Annotated in this window: 16 protein-coding genes; 12 read left to right on the top strand and 4 right to left on the bottom strand. The window is 61.7% G+C overall.

Going from position 1 to position 16664, the window contains the following annotated elements:
* Positions 1–5: 5 nt before the first annotated feature.
* From ccsA to MacB4_RS06470, 6 genes are all read left to right on the top strand, one after another.
* The gene (gene ccsA / locus MacB4_RS06495) at positions 6–809 is read left to right on the top strand and encodes a cytochrome c biogenesis protein CcsA (protein WP_206863088.1); all 804 of its coding nucleotides are present in this window, start codon (positions 6–8) and stop codon (positions 807–809) included.
* Between the two features lie 132 nt (positions 810–941).
* On the top strand, positions 942–2009 hold the full coding sequence (gene hemA, locus MacB4_RS06490) for a glutamyl-tRNA reductase (RefSeq protein WP_206863087.1): 1068 nt from the start codon (positions 942–944) through the stop codon (positions 2007–2009).
* The gene (gene hemC / locus MacB4_RS06485) at positions 2006–2941 is read left to right on the top strand and encodes a hydroxymethylbilane synthase (protein WP_206863086.1); all 936 of its coding nucleotides are present in this window, start codon (positions 2006–2008) and stop codon (positions 2939–2941) included. The genes hemA and hemC overlap by 4 nt, the downstream gene beginning before the upstream one ends.
* A complete protein-coding gene (cobA, locus tag MacB4_RS06480) occupies positions 2938–4467 on the top strand; it encodes a uroporphyrinogen-III C-methyltransferase (RefSeq protein ID WP_206863085.1) in 1530 nt (509 codons plus the stop codon). Before hemC ends, cobA begins: the two co-directional genes overlap by 4 nt.
* A 183-nt stretch (positions 4468–4650) precedes the next feature.
* Positions 4651–5004 carry a tetratricopeptide repeat protein gene (locus MacB4_RS06475; RefSeq protein WP_206863084.1) on the top strand — a complete coding sequence of 118 codons (354 nt, stop codon included), beginning with the start codon at positions 4651–4653 and terminating at the stop codon, positions 5002–5004.
* Positions 5005–5041: 37 nt separating this feature from the next.
* Complete coding sequence (locus MacB4_RS06470; RefSeq protein ID WP_206863083.1) at positions 5042–5458, top strand: hypothetical protein; 417 nt, start codon at positions 5042–5044, stop codon at positions 5456–5458.
* 33 nt (positions 5459–5491) lie between these two features.
* Here MacB4_RS06470 and MacB4_RS06465 read toward each other — a convergent pair whose 3' ends face one another.
* Positions 5492–6385, bottom strand: coding sequence for a folate-binding protein YgfZ (locus MacB4_RS06465; protein WP_206863082.1), 894 nt, complete (start codon positions 6383–6385; stop codon positions 5492–5494).
* A gap of 184 nt (positions 6386–6569) precedes the next feature.
* Between MacB4_RS06465 and MacB4_RS06460 the strand changes: the two genes are divergently transcribed.
* The 6 genes from MacB4_RS06460 (at position 6570) to groL (ending at position 13386) form a co-directional block, all read left to right on the top strand.
* Complete coding sequence (locus tag MacB4_RS06460) at positions 6570–7046, top strand: nucleoside deaminase (RefSeq protein ID WP_255551650.1); 477 nt, start codon at positions 6570–6572, stop codon at positions 7044–7046.
* Between the two features lie 222 nt (positions 7047–7268).
* Complete coding sequence (locus tag MacB4_RS06455; RefSeq protein WP_206863080.1) at positions 7269–7793, top strand: hypothetical protein; 525 nt, start codon at positions 7269–7271, stop codon at positions 7791–7793.
* Positions 7794–7807: 14 nt separating this feature from the next.
* Positions 7808–9262 (top strand): UDP-N-acetylmuramate:L-alanyl-gamma-D-glutamyl-meso-diaminopimelate ligase, encoded by a 1455-nt coding sequence (mpl, locus tag MacB4_RS06450; RefSeq protein WP_255551649.1) that lies wholly within the window; start codon positions 7808–7810, stop codon positions 9260–9262.
* 122 nt (positions 9263–9384) lie between these two features.
* On the top strand, positions 9385–11331 hold the full coding sequence (gene dnaK, locus MacB4_RS06445; RefSeq protein ID WP_206863079.1) for a molecular chaperone DnaK: 1947 nt from the start codon (positions 9385–9387) through the stop codon (positions 11329–11331).
* 84 nt (positions 11332–11415) lie between these two features.
* Positions 11416–11709 carry a co-chaperone GroES gene (groES, locus tag MacB4_RS06440; protein ID WP_206863078.1) on the top strand — a complete coding sequence of 98 codons (294 nt, stop codon included), beginning with the start codon at positions 11416–11418 and terminating at the stop codon, positions 11707–11709.
* A 51-nt stretch (positions 11710–11760) separates the two neighbouring features.
* Positions 11761–13386, top strand: a complete 1626-nt coding sequence (groL, locus tag MacB4_RS06435) for a chaperonin GroEL (protein ID WP_206863077.1) — start codon at positions 11761–11763, stop codon at positions 13384–13386.
* A gap of 196 nt (positions 13387–13582) precedes the next feature.
* Here the strand turns inward: groL and MacB4_RS06430 are convergent, their stop codons facing one another.
* The 3 genes from MacB4_RS06430 to MacB4_RS06420 all read right to left on the bottom strand — a co-directional run bounded on the left by MacB4_RS06430 (position 13583) and on the right by MacB4_RS06420 (position 16554).
* Positions 13583–13888, bottom strand: a complete 306-nt coding sequence (locus MacB4_RS06430; RefSeq protein ID WP_206863075.1) for an HU family DNA-binding protein — start codon at positions 13886–13888, stop codon at positions 13583–13585.
* Positions 13889–14166: 278 nt separating this feature from the next.
* A complete protein-coding gene (locus tag MacB4_RS06425) occupies positions 14167–15549 on the bottom strand; it encodes a CCA tRNA nucleotidyltransferase (protein ID WP_242529147.1) in 1383 nt (460 codons plus the stop codon).
* A gap of 15 nt (positions 15550–15564) precedes the next feature.
* On the bottom strand, positions 15565–16554 hold the full coding sequence (locus MacB4_RS06420) for a lysylphosphatidylglycerol synthase transmembrane domain-containing protein (protein ID WP_206863073.1): 990 nt from the start codon (positions 16552–16554) through the stop codon (positions 15565–15567).
* Positions 16555–16664: the final 110 nt, after the last annotated feature.

Below are 16664 nucleotides of genomic sequence, written 5' to 3'. Positions count from 1 at the left end.
GCAGGATGGGAGAGCGGCTCTGGCTGGGGGTGGCGGGGCTCTTCGCATTCCTTGGTGCGCTGCGGGGAGCCTACATGTTCGGCTCGCGCGCCAACGGGGCCGGGCGGCTCGTCGACCTCTTTCTTTTGGCTGCCTGGGGAAGCCAGACGCTCTTTCTCTACCTCCGGGGCCGGACGATCGGCCACTGCCCGATTACCAACCTGCTGGAGACGATCGCGTTTCTGGGCTGGGCGCTGCTCCTGATGTACCTGCTCGTCGGATCGGCCTACCGGCTCTCCGTCCTGGGGTTTTGCACGGCTCCGGTGGTTTCCCTGCTCGATTTTGCGGCACTGATCGCTCCGATCGATCAGGCAAAGCCGCTGCCCAAGCTCGGCTGGCCCTTGGAGGTGCATGGAACGGTATTGCTCTTGGCCTATGGGGCGCTCGGGATCGGAGCGGTCGCGGGGCTTCTCTATCTTTTCGAGGACCGAACGCTCAAGAGCCGGCGCGTGGCCGGATGGTTCTACACCTTCCCCGCTCTGGGAGATCTGCTCGTCGTGCAGAGAAGGCTGCTCAACCTCGGCTTCCTCCTGCTCACGGCCGGGCTGCTGGTCGGAGTGCTGCTTTCGGGGCGAGGCAGCTGGGATTGGGTAAAGCTCTTCTGGTCATTGGGGGTCTGGCTGCTCTATCTTGTCCTGGTGTGTGCTCGCGGGACGCTCGGTTGGAGCCAGCGGAGGGTTGCCCAGGGAATGGTGTGGGGATTTCTTTTCGTCATGTTGACGTTTTGGCTCATCAATAGCTGGAGTCGTGCTCATCAATTTCGGATGTGACCGGCCGCAGCCGAAGGGCAAAGCCCTCTTTGTGCCTCGGGACGCGATTCCCCTGCGGGCGCAGAGAAAGAAGGTGGATGGGTGTGGCCCCGGGAGGCAGGCTGCGGAGAGGCAAATGAGAAACGGGAAGCTATGCAATTTCTCGTGGGTGGCGGGCTGAATTACGAGCAAAGCCCTTTGGAGCTCCGCGAGCGCGTCGCCTTTCGCCGCGAGGAGTTGATTCGTGCGCTCCCTCTTCTCCTGCAGGAACTGTCCCTGGAAGAGGGGGTTCTTGTCTCTACCTGCAATCGCGTCGAATATTTTGGAGTCAGCCGGGACGCGGGCCGATGCCAGGCCGGGTGGAGCCGATTCCTGGAGAGCTACCATGGCATTCGGGCGGATTGGGAGAGCTACTCCCAATTTCGGCAGGGACGCGCCTGCGTCGACCACCTCTTCGAGCTCGTTTCCGGGCTCCGATCGATGGTGATCGGGGAGACGGAGATCTTCGGGCAGGTGAAGGCGGCCTACGAAGCCGCTCATCAGCTCCGGGCGACGGGGGTCTGGCTCAACCGTCTCTTTCAGACCTCCTTTTCTGCCGCAAAGGCGGCGCGATCGAGAACGTTCATCACTCGGGGGAACGTCTCGGTCAGCTCCGTCGCCGTGGAGCTCGCAGAACGCCTCTTCGGGAATCTTTCGGGACGATCGGTTATGGTCCTGGGCGCTGGTGAGACGAGCGAAAAGACGGCGCGCGCCCTCGAGGGGCGCGGGGTGAGCCTCCTGCTCGTCGCAAACCGAACCCATGATCGCGCCTGTGAGCTGGTGAAGGAGCTGCGTGGGGAGGCGATTCTCTGGTCGGAGTTCTTGGATCGGAGTGCGGAGGTCGACATCGTGATCAGCTCGACCTCCGCTCCTCATCTCGTTCTGACCCGCGAGAAGCTCCTCCCCCTGCTGGCGAAACGAAAGGGCGATCCGCTCTTTCTCATCGACCTGGCGGTGCCGAGGGATATCGACCCTTCGGTCCACGCCTTGGACGGAGTCTACCTTTACAATATCGACGATCTGCAAACGATCGCCCGTCAGAATCTCGAGGATCGAGCGGCCGAAATCGTCCGGTGTCGGCGGTTGCTCCAGCCCTATGTCGAACGCTTTTCGTATTGGGCGGAGCAACGGCAAAGACAGTCCCGGGATTCGGATGTGATGGGAAACTTTCGCACGGCATGACTCGCCCGCTCATCATCGGGAGTCGTCGCAGCGGTCTGGCCAGAATCCAGGCGGAGCAGGTGAAGAGCACCCTCGAAGGCTTGTCTACGGGATGGTCTTTTGCGATCTCCTTTCTTGAAACCTCAGGCGACCGCTGGTCGGAGCGGGGAGAATCGCTGCTGCCCGGCAAGGGGATTTTTACCAAGGAGCTCGAAAGTGCCCTGCTGCGTCGGGAAATTGACATTGCCGTCCATAGCATGAAGGATCTAGCGACCGAGCTTCCCGAGGGATTGAGGCTCGCTGCTGTCTCCGTGCGCGAGGACGCCAGGGATGTCTGGGTGAGCCGCCGCTTCCCGGACTGGGAGGCCGTTCCTCCGGGATCGACGGTAGCGATCGGTAGCCCGAGAAGGATGCGGCAGCTCCATGAATTGCGGCCGGATCTCTGCTTTTGCGAAATCCGAGGCAATGTCGATACCCGCTTGCGGAAGCTCGAAGCGAACCCGAGCTGGAGCGGCACCGTCCTTGCCGCCGCCGGCTTGAAAAGGCTGGAAGCCCTCGGTCGCGGGTTTTGTTTCGCGTTCTTTCCTTTCGAGGCGATGCTGCCGGCTCCGGGCCAGGGAGCGCTGGGGATCGAGAGCCGCAGCGGAGAGGAAGAGATCGGCAACCTTCTTCGGCGGCTCCACGACGATTCCGCGGGTTGGGAAGTGGCGGCCGAGCGGGCATTCCTGAGGAGCCTGGGCGGAGGCTGCCGTTCGGCCGTCGGAGCGAAGGCGACCGCTCGGAGGAGGGAGCTTGTCTTGGACGGCGTGATTTGGATCGAAACGGCCGGGCGCAACTATCGCGGGCGGGCGACAGGACGGGCGGAGGATGCGGAGGCGATGGGAAAAGCTCTTGCGGAGGAGATCCTGAACGCGGCGGGATGCAGGCCCAAAGCTGGCGGAGGGATCGAATGAGCCTCTGTCAGTTGCAGGGGAAGGTCTATCTGGTTGGAGCCGGGCCCGGAGACCCGGGGCTCTTGACCCTTCGTGGACGCGAGCTCCTCGCGGAGGCCGACTGCGTCCTCTACGACGCGCTTTGCTCTCCCGAGCTTGTGCAATGGACGAACCCCAAGGCGCAAAAGATCTTCGTCGGGAAATCGAGCGGGCGGCAGGCCTTTTCTCAAAAGGAGATCGAGGCTTTGCTTGTCCGCCACGCTCAGGCAGGGGCGCGGGTCGTGCGGCTCAAGGGGGGCGACCCGTTCCTCTTTGGGCGAGGCGGAGAGGAAGGTCAGGCGCTGGAGGCGGCGGGCATTCCCTTCGAGGTCGTCCCGGGGGTCACCTCGGCGTTGGCCGTTCCGGCCTATGCCGGGATCCCGCTGACGCATCGTGGCATCGCATCCGAGGTGACAATTGCCACCGGCCATGAAGATCCGACGAAGCCAGAAACGTCGGTGGACTGGGCTGCCTTGGGAGGGCTGGCGGGCACCAAGGTGATCCTGATGGGTGCGGAAAGGCTGGCGGACATCAGCCGACGCCTTCTCGACGGGGGGGAGCGGGAGCAGTGTCCTGTCGCGGTGATCCGGTGGGGCACTTTGGGGAAGCAAGAGGTACGGGAGGGAACTTTGCGGGAGGCAGCGAGCGGCGCGTTTTGCGCCGAGGCCCCGTCCGTCATCGTCATCGGTGAGGTTGTGAAGCTGCGCAGGCGGCTTTCCTGGCGAGAAGGGCTTCCTCTCTTTGGGGAGCGAATCGTCCTGACACGGACTCGAAGCGAGTCGAGCCGTCTGGGAAAACGGTTGCGCGATCTTGGCGCCGATGTTCTGGAGATTCCGACGATCCGGATCGTGCCTCGCGCTTTCGGCGATCGAGAGAGGCATCTGGTCCGCCGCTTGGCCTCGGACTTTGCTTGGATCCTCTTGACGAGCCCTGCGGGAGCCGAGCTCTTCCTGCGGCAGGTTCTGGAGACGACCGGAGACCTCCGGGCCCTCGGTAGTGTCCGATTGGCCGCAGTCGGGAGCGGTACGGCGGAGGTCGTCCGACGATTTCATCTCTCGGTCGAGCGGGTCCCCGAGAGCTATACCACGGCCGCTCTGGCCGGCTGCTTTTCTGCGGAGGAGGTGAGCGGCTCCCGGTTTTGCCTGGCCCGCAGCGCACTGGGAAACCCGGACTTGCCGGAGACGCTGCGACGACTCGGGGCGCAGGTTGAAGAGTGGGTTCTCTACGATACGGAGCCCGAAACGGGAGACCCGGCCGGGGCGCGGGATCGATTCCTCGAAGAAGGAGCCCACTGGATTCTTTTTGCCAGCTCGAGCGCCGCCGAGAATTGGCAAAAGCTGCGCCTTCATCCTCGCAAGGGTGCCGCCTTGCCTCGGGTTCTGAGTATCGGTCCTATGACGACTCGGGCCCTGGAGCAACTCGGGATCGCGGTTGCTGCCGAGGCCGAGAACCACTCGGTGGATGGGCTCGTCGCATGCCTTCTCGATCACGTCTGGAAAGAACCATAAGCCCGGCCTGCATTCCTTGGTCCGGGGCTGTGGAGCCGACCGGACTTGGGATGGGAGAGCTCAGGCATGGTCCGCCTCCGCATCCCCGTCTCGATTCCGGCAGGAGACGGTTCCGCGGAGTAAAGATCGGGCCCATTCCGGTAGGCAAAGGTCGTGGAGAAGGGAAATAAGGGAGAAAGCGACATGACGGATCGGCGAGCACAGGAGTGGATGCAAAAGGGAAATGAGGCGCTTGCCGTCGGAGATTGGGCGGGAGCGGTCGCCGCCTATCGAGAGGCGGTCGATCAAGATTGCGGCTATTTCGACGCGCAACATGCCTTGGCACTGGCTCTATATAAGATCGGCGCGTATCCGGAGGCGATTGACGCGGCGCTGCGCGCGTCAGCTCAGCGGCCGGAAGAGCCCCTCGTCTGGACCACGCTCTCGCTCGCTTACCAGAAGCAGGGGCGAATCGCCGAAGCCGAGCAAGCGGCTCTCAAAGCGAGGCTCTATTCATGGAAGCAGGAAACGACTGAGCGGGAGCGCCGAGAAAATTAGTATTGCATCGATTCCTAATGTAAGTATTACTAAGCGCATGAAGCTTACGCAGATTACCAGTGCACAGCTGAACGAGATCGCAAGGCTCGTGCAGGAAAAGGAGAGCCTCTTGAAAAAAATCTCTGAGATCAACAAGAGGCTTCAATTTTTACCCGCCGATGGCCGCAGCCGCAGTGGGGTCGCGAAGACCAGAGGGCGGATTCCCGGAAGGGGCGGAAGGCATCCGGGCAAGCTGAAAGCCGCGGTTCTCGATGCGCTCGCGGCAGCCGGATCCGAAGGGCTCTCTGTAAAGGAGCTTTCCGCGAAGCTGGGGGTAAAGCCAAACAACTTGTATAGCTGGTTTTACACGACGGGAAAGAAAGTGGCCCATTTAGAGAAGGGAACGGATGGAAAGTATATCTATACTCCGGTCCGAGCCGAAAAAATCGAGGAGCAGGCGATTTCGGGAGCCTGAAGCAAGGCGTGGGCTCGAGCCTGCCCGGTCCCACTAGGTTCCGCAGGGCGTGCGCAAGGGCGCGATGACTTGCAGGTTCGCGTTGTTGCCGCGCAATGGAGTGCCAGGAACGGAGGAGCTGCGTTTCACGATGCCGAGAGCGATTGGGGACTTTCGGACGAAGGAGTAGGCCACGCTGGTGACTCTGCCAACCTCCTGTTCCGCCTGCCAAAGGCCCGATCCCGCTTGAAGGGGTCCCGAACCTGGGGGGGCGGTCAGGAGGACGAGCGCGCGGTTCGGATGGCCGACATGGTGGAGGCGTGACACGATCTCCTGACCGACGTAGCAGCCTTTGCGGTAGGAAATGGCCAGCGGATCCATGCCCACTTCCTGTGGTAGATCCCCGGCATGCAGCTCCGTTCCCCATTGTGGGAATCCCGCTTCGAGGCGAAGAGATTCCAACAGGCTTTCCGGGATCGCGAGGCCGATCTCGCCGACTCCGGACCCGGGAGCCCAGAGATCCTGCCCGGGAAGGCCGAACCGCACGCTGCGAAAAGCCGCGGAAGGCGTCGGAAGGGTGAAGGTCGACGAGGCAGGAAAAGCCCGGGTGAGCCTCCAGCCGTCGAGTCGCTCGAGCTCCACATCGTCGGCGGCGAGGAATTGGCGCAAGCGGGCTTCGAGCGAGTCCCGCTCGGATGTCGGACCGTCGATCCAGAGTGCATCGCCCGACGCGCCGATCCAGAGATCCGCCACCAGCCTCCCCTTTGCGGTCAGAAGTGCGGCGTAGATCGCTGATCCGGCCCTCAGGGCGGACACGTCATTCGTGACTTGACCGTTTAGGTAACGCACGCGGTCCCTGCCGGTAACCTTCCACAGCGTGCGGTGAGCGACCGCCGCGCATGCGGGCTTGCCCGAAAGAACTTCTTCGTAGAGTGCTTCGAGGTCCATGGCATTCTCCCGTTGCCGTTCGTGGCATTCTCCCGCCTTCCGAGAGATCCCCTCCCCGGCCCATTGCGTAGGATGAGCAACTCCCGTGCCACCGATTCCAGGTGCGAAATGGCATCTTGCGGCAGAAGCCGACTAGCGGCCGGACCGACGATAGCATATCCTCAGGGAGAGCGGCGACGCAAAGATGGACGCGGCAATAGACGATGTTCGTTGGATGGAAGAGGCGCTGGAGGAGGCGCGGCAGGCGGGGGACAAGGGCGAAGTGCCCATCGGCGCCTTGGTCGTGTGCGGAGGCGACGCTGTGGGCCGTGGAGCAAACGGGGTCGAGCGGTTGCGGGACGCGCTCGCACATGCGGAGATGCGGGCGATCGGGCAAGCGCAAGTGCGCTTGGGCGACTGGCGGCTGGAGGCATGCACGCTCTATGTGACCAAGGAGCCTTGCCCCATGTGCATGGGGGCGGCGCTGCAAACGCGGATCGCCCGCATTGTCTATGGCTTGGCCGACCCGCGCTGGGGAGCCGTGGAGAGTCGATGGCGGCTCCGGGAAGGCGCGAATCGGCCAGTGGACGTATTGGGAGGGCTGCTGGCGGATCCATCGCTGGCCCTCCTGCAAAAGTTCTTCGGAGAGCTTCGTCGGCGGAAAAAGGCAGTTGCTTCCTGAAAAGGGGCACGTTACTTAGGGTATTCGACGGTTATGGGGGACGGGACCGGGGTAATTCGCACCTTCGAGCAGGCGTTTCGATGCTCCCTTCCACTCTATTGTCCAGGGCGATACGCGGTTCGCTTGCGCGAGACCGCAAACGGGCAGCTCGTTCCTCATTCGCTGGTAGAAGCCCCCAATGGGGATCAGCTTCACGTTTTCGGAGGCAATCAGGTGCGTGCGATGGGACACGCCGTGGAGGAGGTGGCGCTCCAGTCGGAAGGAGGAGAGCTGATCGTACTCTTTCCGGATCTGGATGCGTTTCTGCCACTACGGGAAAGGTACGGACAACTCGCCCGGAAACCATGCCGTGTCCGGGTCTGGGCGCCGGGCACGCCCCCGAAGCGCTGCTCGAAAATCGACTTCGTGGTCTCCGTCCATCCGCGACTGGCCAAATATCGACTCTATCTCTTTTCCGGAGTGGACCGGTCCGCTCTCGTCTGCTGTAAGCACCTCGGCCGCGGGCGGAGCAACGGCGCGCGCGAGGGGCTCGCCTGCCAAGAACGCTACATCGGCTTCTGCAGCTTCGACCCCTATGTGGTCGAATCGGTGCGCTGGCGATTCAATCTTCTGAGCTGCGGCTTGGAGAAGCTGGTTCGCCGCTGGGAAGGTTTTTTCCCGCTACCTACTCCTCCGCTCCGGGCCATCAATGATTTCGTGAAGAGTCAATCGGCGCTGATGAGCGGCGAGTTTGGCGGGCTTTCCTAAGGGATGGACGGGCGTTGATTCCCAGCACCCCATCCTGGCTACTCGGCGGGACGCCGGCGAGCCGTACCCGCCTCCACTTCCTCGGAATCTGTGGCACCGCCATGGGTGCGGTGGCTGCCATGCTCCAGGAGGAGGGCTGGCAGGTCGGCGGCTCGGACGAAAGCGTCTACCCCCCTCTCTCCACCTTCCTGGCATCTCGGGGCGTCTCTTTGCACGAAGGATATCGACCGGAAAACCTGCCGGAGGATCCCGAAGCGATCATCGTCGTTGGAAACGCGATCAAGCGAGGGAATCCGGAGTTGGAGGCCGTGTTGGAGGAGAAGCGCTTCTATCTCTCTCTCCCGGAAGCGCTCAAATTCCTCTTTCTCCGGAAAGCGCGGAACTTCGTGGTCGCCGGCACTCACGGGAAGACGACCACGGCCTCCTTCCTGGCTTGGCTCTTCGCCGCCGCCGGCAAGGATCCTTCTTTCCTGATTGGAGGGTTGCCCGGGAATTTTGGTGCCGGCGGCCACAAGGGGAGAGGGGATGTTTGGGTCCTGGAAGGCGATGAGTACGATACGGCCTTCTTCGATAAGCGGAGCAAGTTTCTCCACTACCTTCCGGAAGTCGTTCTCATCAACAACATCGAGTTCGATCACGCCGACGTCTTCCCCGACCTCGCGGCGATCCAGCTCTCATTCCGGCGGTTGATTCACTTGGTGCCGCGCACCGGACGGGTCTTCGTGAATGCCGATGATCCAAACAGCCTGGCGGTTTGCGAGGGGAGCCTGGCGCCGGTGACCCGCGTCGGGTTCGGCGAAAACGCGGAGATTCCGATCCATATCCTCCGCTACACCAAAGAGGGCTCCGAGTTTGAAATGCTTGGCCGCCTTCTCCGGATCCCTCTGGTGGGCGAGCTCTACGTGCGCGACGCGGCGATGGCGGTTGCGGCGGCCGTTCACGGTGGGGTCTCTCTTGATTCCATCGCCGAGGACGGGCTACCCCGCTTTCGCGGCGTGCGTCGGCGTGGAGAGATTCGCGCGGAAGTCGGAGGGGTGACGGTCATCGATGACTTTGGACACCACCCCACCGCCATCCGGGAGACGCTCCGTTCGCTTCGACTCCGGTTTCCGGAACGGCGCCTCTGGGCAATTTTCGAGCCTCGGAGCAATACGACGCGCCGGGCGATCTTCCAGCAGGCGCTCCCCGATGCCCTCCAGGGAGCCGACGGCATTTTTCTCGCCGATGTAGCCAGGAAGGACCAGCTTCCCGCTTTGGACCGCCTCGACCCACGGAAGGTCATCGAGGACCTCAGGCAGAAGGGGAAGCTCGCATTCTTCGAGCCCGACGCCAGCGCGATCACGGACCATATCCGGACCCTGGTGCGGAGTGGCGATGTCCTCGTGGTGTTCAGCAATGGCGGGTTCGACGGGATCCACGAAAAATTGACAGCCGCTTTGCAGCAGGGTTGTCTCCAAATGACTCAATGACTGTGTCATTGTGACGCAGCGGTTTCCCATGCCGGTCGAGTCAGGGAATGTCATAAGTACCTATTCAAGAACGACTAGCAATACTCTTCCCTATCTGGCATGCATCTTGCGAGAGGACAGGCATGGCGCACGTCCTCGGAATCGATTTGGGCACGACCAATTCGTGCATGGCCGTCATGGAGGCGGGACAACCGGTCGTCCTGGAGAATTCGGAAGGAGCGAGAACGACTCCTTCGGTTGTAGCATTTACCCGAGCGGGGGAGCGCTTGGTGGGGCAGGCGGCGAAGCGGCAGGCGATCACCAACCCGCGCAACACCATCTTTTCGATCAAGCGCTTTGTCGGGCGACGGTTTTCGGAGGTTCAGGAGGAGATTAAGCGGGTCCCCTATCGCGTCGTAGAAGGAAAGGGAGGCGGCTGCGCCGTCGAAGTGGAGATCGGGGCGGAGAAGCGTATCTATAGCCCAGAGGAAATTTCCGCTTTCATTTTGATGAAGCTGAAAGCGGACGCGGAGGCGAAGCTGGGCGAGAAGATCACCCAGGCCGTGATCACCGTTCCCGCCTACTTCAACGACAGCCAACGCCAGGCGACCAAGGATGCGGGACGGATCGCCGGCCTGGAGGTTCTGCGGATCATCAATGAGCCGACGGCGGCCTCCCTGGCCTATGGGCTGGAGAAAAAGAAGGATGAGCGCATCGCCGTCTACGATCTCGGCGGCGGCACCTTCGACATCTCTGTGCTGGAAATCGGAGAGGGGGTCTTCGAGGTCAAGGCGACCAACGGCGACACCCATCTCGGTGGCGATGACTGGGATGCCGCCGTCATGGACTGGCTCATCCAGGAGTTTCAGCAGGAGAACGGCATCGACCTGCGCCGCCAGCCGGATGCGATGCAGCGGCTCAAGGAGGAGGCGGAACGCGCCAAGATTGCTCTCTCTTCTTCCACCGACTACGAGATCAATCTTCCCTTCATTACGGCGGATCAGACCGGGCCCAAGCATATCCAGAAGAAGCTGACGCGGGCGAAGCTCGAGCAACTGACCGACTCCCTTGCGGAGCGGACGGTCCGGCCGGTGACGAGCTGCCTTGCGGACGCCAAGCTTTCCGCCGCCGAGATCAACGAGCTGGTTTTGGTCGGAGGGATGACCCGGATGCCGAAGATCGTGGAGACGGCTCGAAAGCTGGTCGGCAAGGAGCCGCATAAAGGGGTCAATCCGGACGAGGTCGTGGCTGTGGGCGCAGCCATCCAGGGTGGGGTCTTGCGCGGCCAGGTGAAGGACGTGCTCCTGCTCGATGTCACTCCCCTCTCCCTGGCGATCGAAACGGCGGGAGGAATCGCTACGCCCATGATTCCGCGCAACACGACGATTCCTACGCGCAAGTCGCAGATCTTCAGCACATTCTCTGACAATCAGCCGAGCGTGGAGATCAAGGTGCTCCAAGGGGAGCGGCCGATGGCCCGTGACAACAAGCTGCTGGGAGTCTTCCATCTCGACGGAATCCCTCCCGCCCCGCGCGGGGTCCCGCAGGTAGAAGTAACCTTCGACATCGATGCGAACGGCATCCTCAACGTTTCCGCCAAGGACCTGGGAACGGGACGCGAACAGAAGATCTCGATCACCGGGTCGAGCGGGCTTTCCAAGGACGAGATCGACCGGATGACCCGGGAAGCGGAGGCCTCCGCCGAGGAAGACAGGAAGCGGAAGGAGGCTGCGGAGGCGAAGAACAATGCGGACAACCTCGCCTACCAGGCTGAAAAGCTCCTGCGGGAGCATGGTGAGCGGATCGATTCGGCCAAGAAGGTCGAAATGGAATCCTTGATCGCCCGGCTGCGAGGCTTGCTCGCTGGCGAGGATACAGCCGCGCTGCAGGCAGCAATGAACGAGCTCAACGAGAAGATCCAGGCCATCTCGACCGAGATGTACCGCGCAACCGCTTCTGGGACGCACGGGGGCGAGCCCACGGCAGCGGGGACGCCTCCTCCAGCTACGGGTGGGGGGGCGGCGGCCAAGGGAGACGTGATCGAAGCCGACTTCGAGATGATCGATAAGGACAAGGATAAGAAGCCGTAGAGGACCGGAAGCGTTTTTTTGGGCGAGGCTGGTTGGAAGACCGGCCCGCGAGAGATCCAAGCAACGGAGAAGAAAGGAGAAGAAATGGCTGAACCAAATATTCGACCCTTGGGGGATCGAGTCCTCGTCAAGTTGATCGAGGAGCAGGAGACGAAAAAGGGCGGGATCATCATCCCGGATACGGCGAAAGAAAAGCCGCAGGAAGCCACGGTGGTAGCGGTCGGCCCTGGGCGACTGGAAGAGGGGAAGCGCATCCCGATCGAGCTTAAGAAAGGGGAGCGCATCCTCATCAGCAAGTACGGCGGCACCGAAGTAAAGATCGATGGGGAAGCCTATCAGATTCTTCGGGAAGACGACGTCCTGGCGGTGGTCGGTTAGGGGCAGAACGGTTTCCAAGAACGAAGCAAGAACAAGCGGAGAATCATATCTATGGCTGCTAAGCAACTCATTTTCGACGAATCGGCTCGTCATGCCCTCCTGCGTGGAGTGGAAAAGCTGGCGAAGACGGTGAAGGCGACCCTCGGGCCTGCGGGTCGCAACGTGATCCTGGACAAGAAATTCGGCGCGCCCACCATCACGAAGGATGGTGTGACGGTCGCAAAGGAGATCGAGCTGGAGGATCCCTGGGAGAACATGGGCGCTCAGCTCGTTCGCGAGGTGGCATCCAAGACCAGCGATGTAGCGGGGGACGGAACGACGACCGCCACCGTCCTGGCGGAGTCGATCTACCGGGAAGGCTTGAAAAACGTGACCGCCGGAGCCAATCCCATGGACTTGAAGCGCGGGATCGACAAGGCGGTAACAGCGGTCGTGGACGAGCTTCAGCGCGTCGCCCGGAAGGTGAAGGAGAAAGAGGAGATCAAGCAGGTCGCCACAGTCTCTGCGAATTGGGATGCCTCCGTGGGTCAGATCATTGCCGACGCACTCGACAAGGTCGGCAAGGATGGCACCGTGACGGTCGAAGAGGCCAAGCACATCGAAACGACCCTCGAGGTGGTCGAAGGAATGCAGTTCGACAAGGGGTACATCTCCCCCTACTTCGTGACCAACGCCGAAGAGCTGGAAGCGGTGCTGGAAAACGCCTATATCCTCATCCATGAGAAGAAGATCTCCAGCTTGAAGGACCTGCTGCCCATTCTGGAGAAAACCGCCAAGGCGGGTCGGCCTCTGCTCATCATCGCGGAAGACGTGGAAGGCGAGGCCCTGGCTACGCTCGTGGTCAACAAGTTGCGCGGCACTCTGCAGGTGTGCGCCGTCAAGGCCCCTGGCTTTGGGGACCGGCGCAAGGCGATGCTCGAAGACATCGCCATCCTGACGGGTGGGCGTTGCCTGACGGAAGATCTGGGCATCAAGCTCGAAAACATCCAGATGGAGGATTTGGGCCGCGCCAAGAAGATCGTCGTGGAGAAGGAGAATACGACAATCATCGAAGGTGCAGGCACGACCAGCGCCATCCAAGGGCGCGCGAACCAGATCCGGCGGCAGATCGAGGAGACGACCTCGGACTACGATCGCGAGAAGCTGCAGGAGCGGTTGGCGAAGCTGGCTGGAGGAGTGGCTGTGATCAGCGTAGGCGCGGCAACCGAAACCGAGCTGAAGGAGAAAAAGGCTCGTGTGGAGGACGCTCTGCATGCCACCCGCGCCGCTGTCGAAGAGGGGATTGTCCCTGGAGGCGGGGTCGCTCTCCTGCGGTGCCAGACCGCAATCGGCAAGCTCGACCTGAAAGGGGACGAAAAGGTGGGCTCCCTCATCGTGGAGCGGGCTTTGGAAGAGCCGCTCCGTGCCCTGTCGAATAACGCCGGGCTGGAGGGGAGCGTCATCGTCAATTCCGTGAAGGCCCGGAAGGACGAGGAAGGGTTCAATGTGGCCACCCGCGAGTATGTCGATATGGTGAAAGCGGGAGTGGTCGATCCAGCGAAGGTGACGAGGACGGCTCTGCAGAATGCCGCCTCCGTCGCCAGCCTCCTGCTGACCACCGAAGCAATGGTCACGGAGATCCCGGAAAAGGAGAAGAAGGCCGCGCCCCCGGCCCCCGGAATGGGCGAGGAATATTAAGAGTAGCGACGAAGAGTAGAAACGCCCGATGCGTCGGGCTGCTTCGCGCAGTGAAAAGGCCGGAGTCCCCGAAGGGGATTCCGGCCTTCCTGTCGTTAGTGGACGACGAACGACGGAGTGAGATGCTTCCACTCCTCCGATTCCTGTGGTCAAACCAAGGAAACGGAATGGGGACCCTGCGGGGATAGGAGCGCGGTTACAAACTCTCCTTCAGACCCTTTCCGGGTGCAAAGCGGACCGACTTCGAGGCCTTGATCTTGAGGCGCTCGCCGGTTTTGGGATTTACCCCGACCCTCGCCTTTCGATGAACGACCCGAAACGTGCCGAATCCGATGAGCTGCACCGTACTCGCCTTGCGTATGCCCACCTTGAGGCCGTCTAAGACGGCACCAACCGCCGATTCGGCGAGCGCCTTCGTGGTCTCCTTCCCCATCTCTTTTTGGACATGCTCGACGAGGTCGACTCGATTCCAACGCTTCTCTTTCTTCTTTTCCTCTTTCATCCTCTCTCCTTCCGGAAGCGGATTCAATCCGCTTCCAGGCTGTTTGTGACAAAGGGAGTGAGAGTCGTCAATATGAAAAAGGAGGAACAAACGGTACTGCAACCCGGATTCAAGAGGGTCTGGTACGAAGATGGAATGCAAGCCATTCTTCTGCAATATCTTAGCATGATAATACTTTATTAGGGAAGTCCGGGCAATGAATGCGCTGCAACTCGTTGCTTGAATGGAGATCCGAGGCGCGAATGAGGCTCGGATGGCGGAGTCTCGCTCAGAGCGGGTTATCGGAAGCCGGGTGACGGCGGGGTTGGCTCGGAGGAGATCAGTCGGGAAGCGAGCGAAAGGGCCTCCTCCCGAGTCTGAACCTGTCCGTTGAGCTGAGCTTCGCGGACCGCTTCCAAAAGGGAGCCGATGCGCGGCCCCGGGGGAACTCCGAGAGCAAGGAAATCATGTCCGGTGAGAAGTCGAGGTGGCGAAATGTCCGCAGGGGGAAGCTCTTCTAACTTGGCACGCAAAAACTCATAGATCGACAGATCCCCATGGCAGGCAAGGCAATCGATTCGATGCAACTCGAGCTCTAAAAGGAAGGTGTCGCGCGCCAGGAGTCGCTTGAGTGTGGCAGGACGCATCTGTTTGGCATCTTTGAATGCCATGTGATTGGCAACCATCGGGACGACCGCGTCGATCAGGTGGTTGGGCTGGCGGAGGCGGGTCAGGATCACGTGGGCCATTCGCGCGCCGATGACCTCGTGTTCGAAAAAGCGGATCCGGCCGCTCGAATCTCTCCTTTGGGTGATGGGCTTTCCGATGTCGTGGAGCAGCGCGGCCCAGGCCAGCGGGAGGGGAGCGTTGCAGAGTTGACCAAGCAGGAGGCGCGTGTGGACGAAGACATCACCCTCGGGGTGAAACTCCTTCGGTTGCTCGACGCCGTGCAGAGCTGAAAGCTCCGGAAGGAGCTGCACGAGCAGCCCGCTCCGATCCAGGAGGTCAAGTCCGATGGCCGGTGCGGGGCCGGCCCAGATCCGGTCGAGCTCCTCGCGGATGCGTTCGACGCTGACCAGATGGATGGTCGTTGCCTGTGCTCGGAGCGCCTGCCAAGTTTCCGGCTCGATGGTAAAGCCGAGGTTGGCGGCGAAGCGGATGGCCCGCAGGAGGCGCAGCTTGTCTTCCGCAAAACGACGGTGCGGATCGCCAACCGCGCGGATCTTCTTTTCGGCAAGATCAAACCGCCCGCCGACATAATCGATCAGTTGCTCCGCCACCGGATCATAGAAGAGGGCGTTGATGGTAAAGTCGCGCCGATAGGCGTCTTCTTCCGGACGCGCAAAGACTACGCAATCGGGATGTCTCCCATCGCTCGTCCCAACGTCACGACGAAAGGTGGCCACTTCGAAGGAGTAATCCCCGGAGGGAACCCGGACGACTCCGAAGACTTTACCGTGCAACCCCGTAGCTGGAGGAAAGAGCCGTTGTACCTCCTCCGGAGTCGCCGTGGTTGCAATATCGATGTCGTGACTTTCCTGGTTGAGCAGGCGGTCGCGCACGCAGCCTCCGGCGAAGTAGGCGACGTAGCCCGCCCTCTGTAAACGCTTCACCAGATGCAACCCCATTTGCCACATCGACATCTTTTGTGTTTCCCAGTTGCCGTCCATTCTCACCGCCATGCCGGAGGCGGCCGCCTACGGCGCTCTGCTCTCCTCAGCCGATCGCCTCGCCTTACCGCGCCAGTAGACAATGCCGCCGGCGAAGCTCCAAAAGAGAGTAGTGCCAAAGAAGAGCAGAGAAAAGGTTACCGCTTGCGCTCCACTGAGGCCCAAGGGCTCGAAAAAAAGAATCAACAAGCCCTCCCGTACGCCGAGTCCGGAGATGCTGATCGGAATGGCGTCCAGGACGCTCACCACGGCAAGAATGGCGGCCAAGATCCAGAAGGGGATCGGCAGATCGAGCGCTGTCGCCGTGCACCAGGCGAATCCAAAGGTGGCAGTGTGGCCTCCCAGGGAAAAGATTGTGGCTCGAACCGCAGCGTTCCGGTCCGCGGCGAATCGGCGAAGAGCGAGAGAAAGCTCCTCGAGCAGACGGTGGAAAGGCGCGTGCTTTTCCCACAGCCGGAACGGCCGCCGCCGGAGCAGCGGCGGCAGGAACCAGGCGAGCAGGGCAAAGAGAAGAATTCCTGCGGCAACAAAGAGGAAGAGGAGAAGGGCTTTGCGGACCAGGAAGCTTTTGGAGAATACGGGATAGAGAGGGAGGCAGAGAGCGCAGCCGATCAACAGCAAGACGATGACTCCGACGAATCGATCAAAAACGACGGAAAGGGAAGCGGCCGCCTTTTGCGTCGGAGCTACGCGGACGGCGTAGTAGATCCGCGCCAGATCCCCCCCGGTGGAGCCCGGAAGGAACGCGTTGAAGAAATGGCCGATGAGGGTGAGCCTCAGGGTTTCGCCCAGAGAGAGCGCGATCTCTTGCGCCCAGAGCAGAGCGTGCCAACGGAGCGAGGCAAAGGTGACTTGAGCGCCGGCCAGTAGAATGGCTGCCAACAGCCAGGCCGGCCTGGCGCCTCGCAGGGCCGCGCCGATCTCTGGCCAAGGGATACGCCAGACGATCGCCGCCAGAAGCGCCACAGAGACACCGACGCGAAGGAGAAGCCACCCGAGACGCCGCAATTTTGCCATGGCTGAGGATCTGCTGGAGTATCACCGCATGCCGGATCCCGTCCGAAGGAGCGCTCCCCCAGCTTCGATGCGGTGCGAATCTCGTACGCTCATTCTGTGCGGTCGCGGAG

It is taken from the genome of Methylacidimicrobium sp. B4 (genome assembly GCF_017310545.1).
In the GTDB taxonomy this organism is placed as follows: domain Bacteria; phylum Verrucomicrobiota; class Verrucomicrobiia; order Methylacidiphilales; family Methylacidiphilaceae; genus Methylacidimicrobium.
The sequence above is the reverse complement of the archived record's forward strand: the minus strand, read 5'-3'. Positions and strand labels throughout refer to the sequence as shown.

Coding starts and splice junctions, on each gene's coding strand:
- ccsA (WP_206863088.1), top strand. CDS start 6: ATGGGAGAGCGGCTCTGGCTGGGGGTGGCGGGGCTCTTCGCATTCCTT.
- hemA (WP_206863087.1), top strand. CDS start 942: ATGCAATTTCTCGTGGGTGGCGGGCTGAATTACGAGCAAAGCCCTTTG.
- hemC (WP_206863086.1), top strand. CDS start 2,006: ATGACTCGCCCGCTCATCATCGGGAGTCGTCGCAGCGGTCTGGCCAGA.
- cobA (WP_206863085.1), top strand. CDS start 2,938: ATGAGCCTCTGTCAGTTGCAGGGGAAGGTCTATCTGGTTGGAGCCGGG.
- MacB4_RS06475 (WP_206863084.1), top strand. CDS start 4,651: ATGACGGATCGGCGAGCACAGGAGTGGATGCAAAAGGGAAATGAGGCG.
- MacB4_RS06470 (WP_206863083.1), top strand. CDS start 5,042: ATGAAGCTTACGCAGATTACCAGTGCACAGCTGAACGAGATCGCAAGG.
- MacB4_RS06465 (WP_206863082.1), bottom strand. CDS start 6,385: ATGGACCTCGAAGCACTCTACGAAGAAGTTCTTTCGGGCAAGCCCGCA.
- MacB4_RS06460 (WP_255551650.1), top strand. CDS start 6,570: ATGGACGCGGCAATAGACGATGTTCGTTGGATGGAAGAGGCGCTGGAG.
- MacB4_RS06455 (WP_206863080.1), top strand. CDS start 7,269: ATGGGACACGCCGTGGAGGAGGTGGCGCTCCAGTCGGAAGGAGGAGAG.
- dnaK (WP_206863079.1), top strand. CDS start 9,385: ATGGCGCACGTCCTCGGAATCGATTTGGGCACGACCAATTCGTGCATG.
- groES (WP_206863078.1), top strand. CDS start 11,416: ATGGCTGAACCAAATATTCGACCCTTGGGGGATCGAGTCCTCGTCAAG.
- groL (WP_206863077.1), top strand. CDS start 11,761: ATGGCTGCTAAGCAACTCATTTTCGACGAATCGGCTCGTCATGCCCTC.
- MacB4_RS06430 (WP_206863075.1), bottom strand. CDS start 13,888: ATGAAAGAGGAAAAGAAGAAAGAGAAGCGTTGGAATCGAGTCGACCTC.
- MacB4_RS06425 (WP_242529147.1), bottom strand. CDS start 15,549: ATGGCGGTGAGAATGGACGGCAACTGGGAAACACAAAAGATGTCGATG.
- MacB4_RS06420 (WP_206863073.1), bottom strand. CDS start 16,554: ATGGCAAAATTGCGGCGTCTCGGGTGGCTTCTCCTTCGCGTCGGTGTC.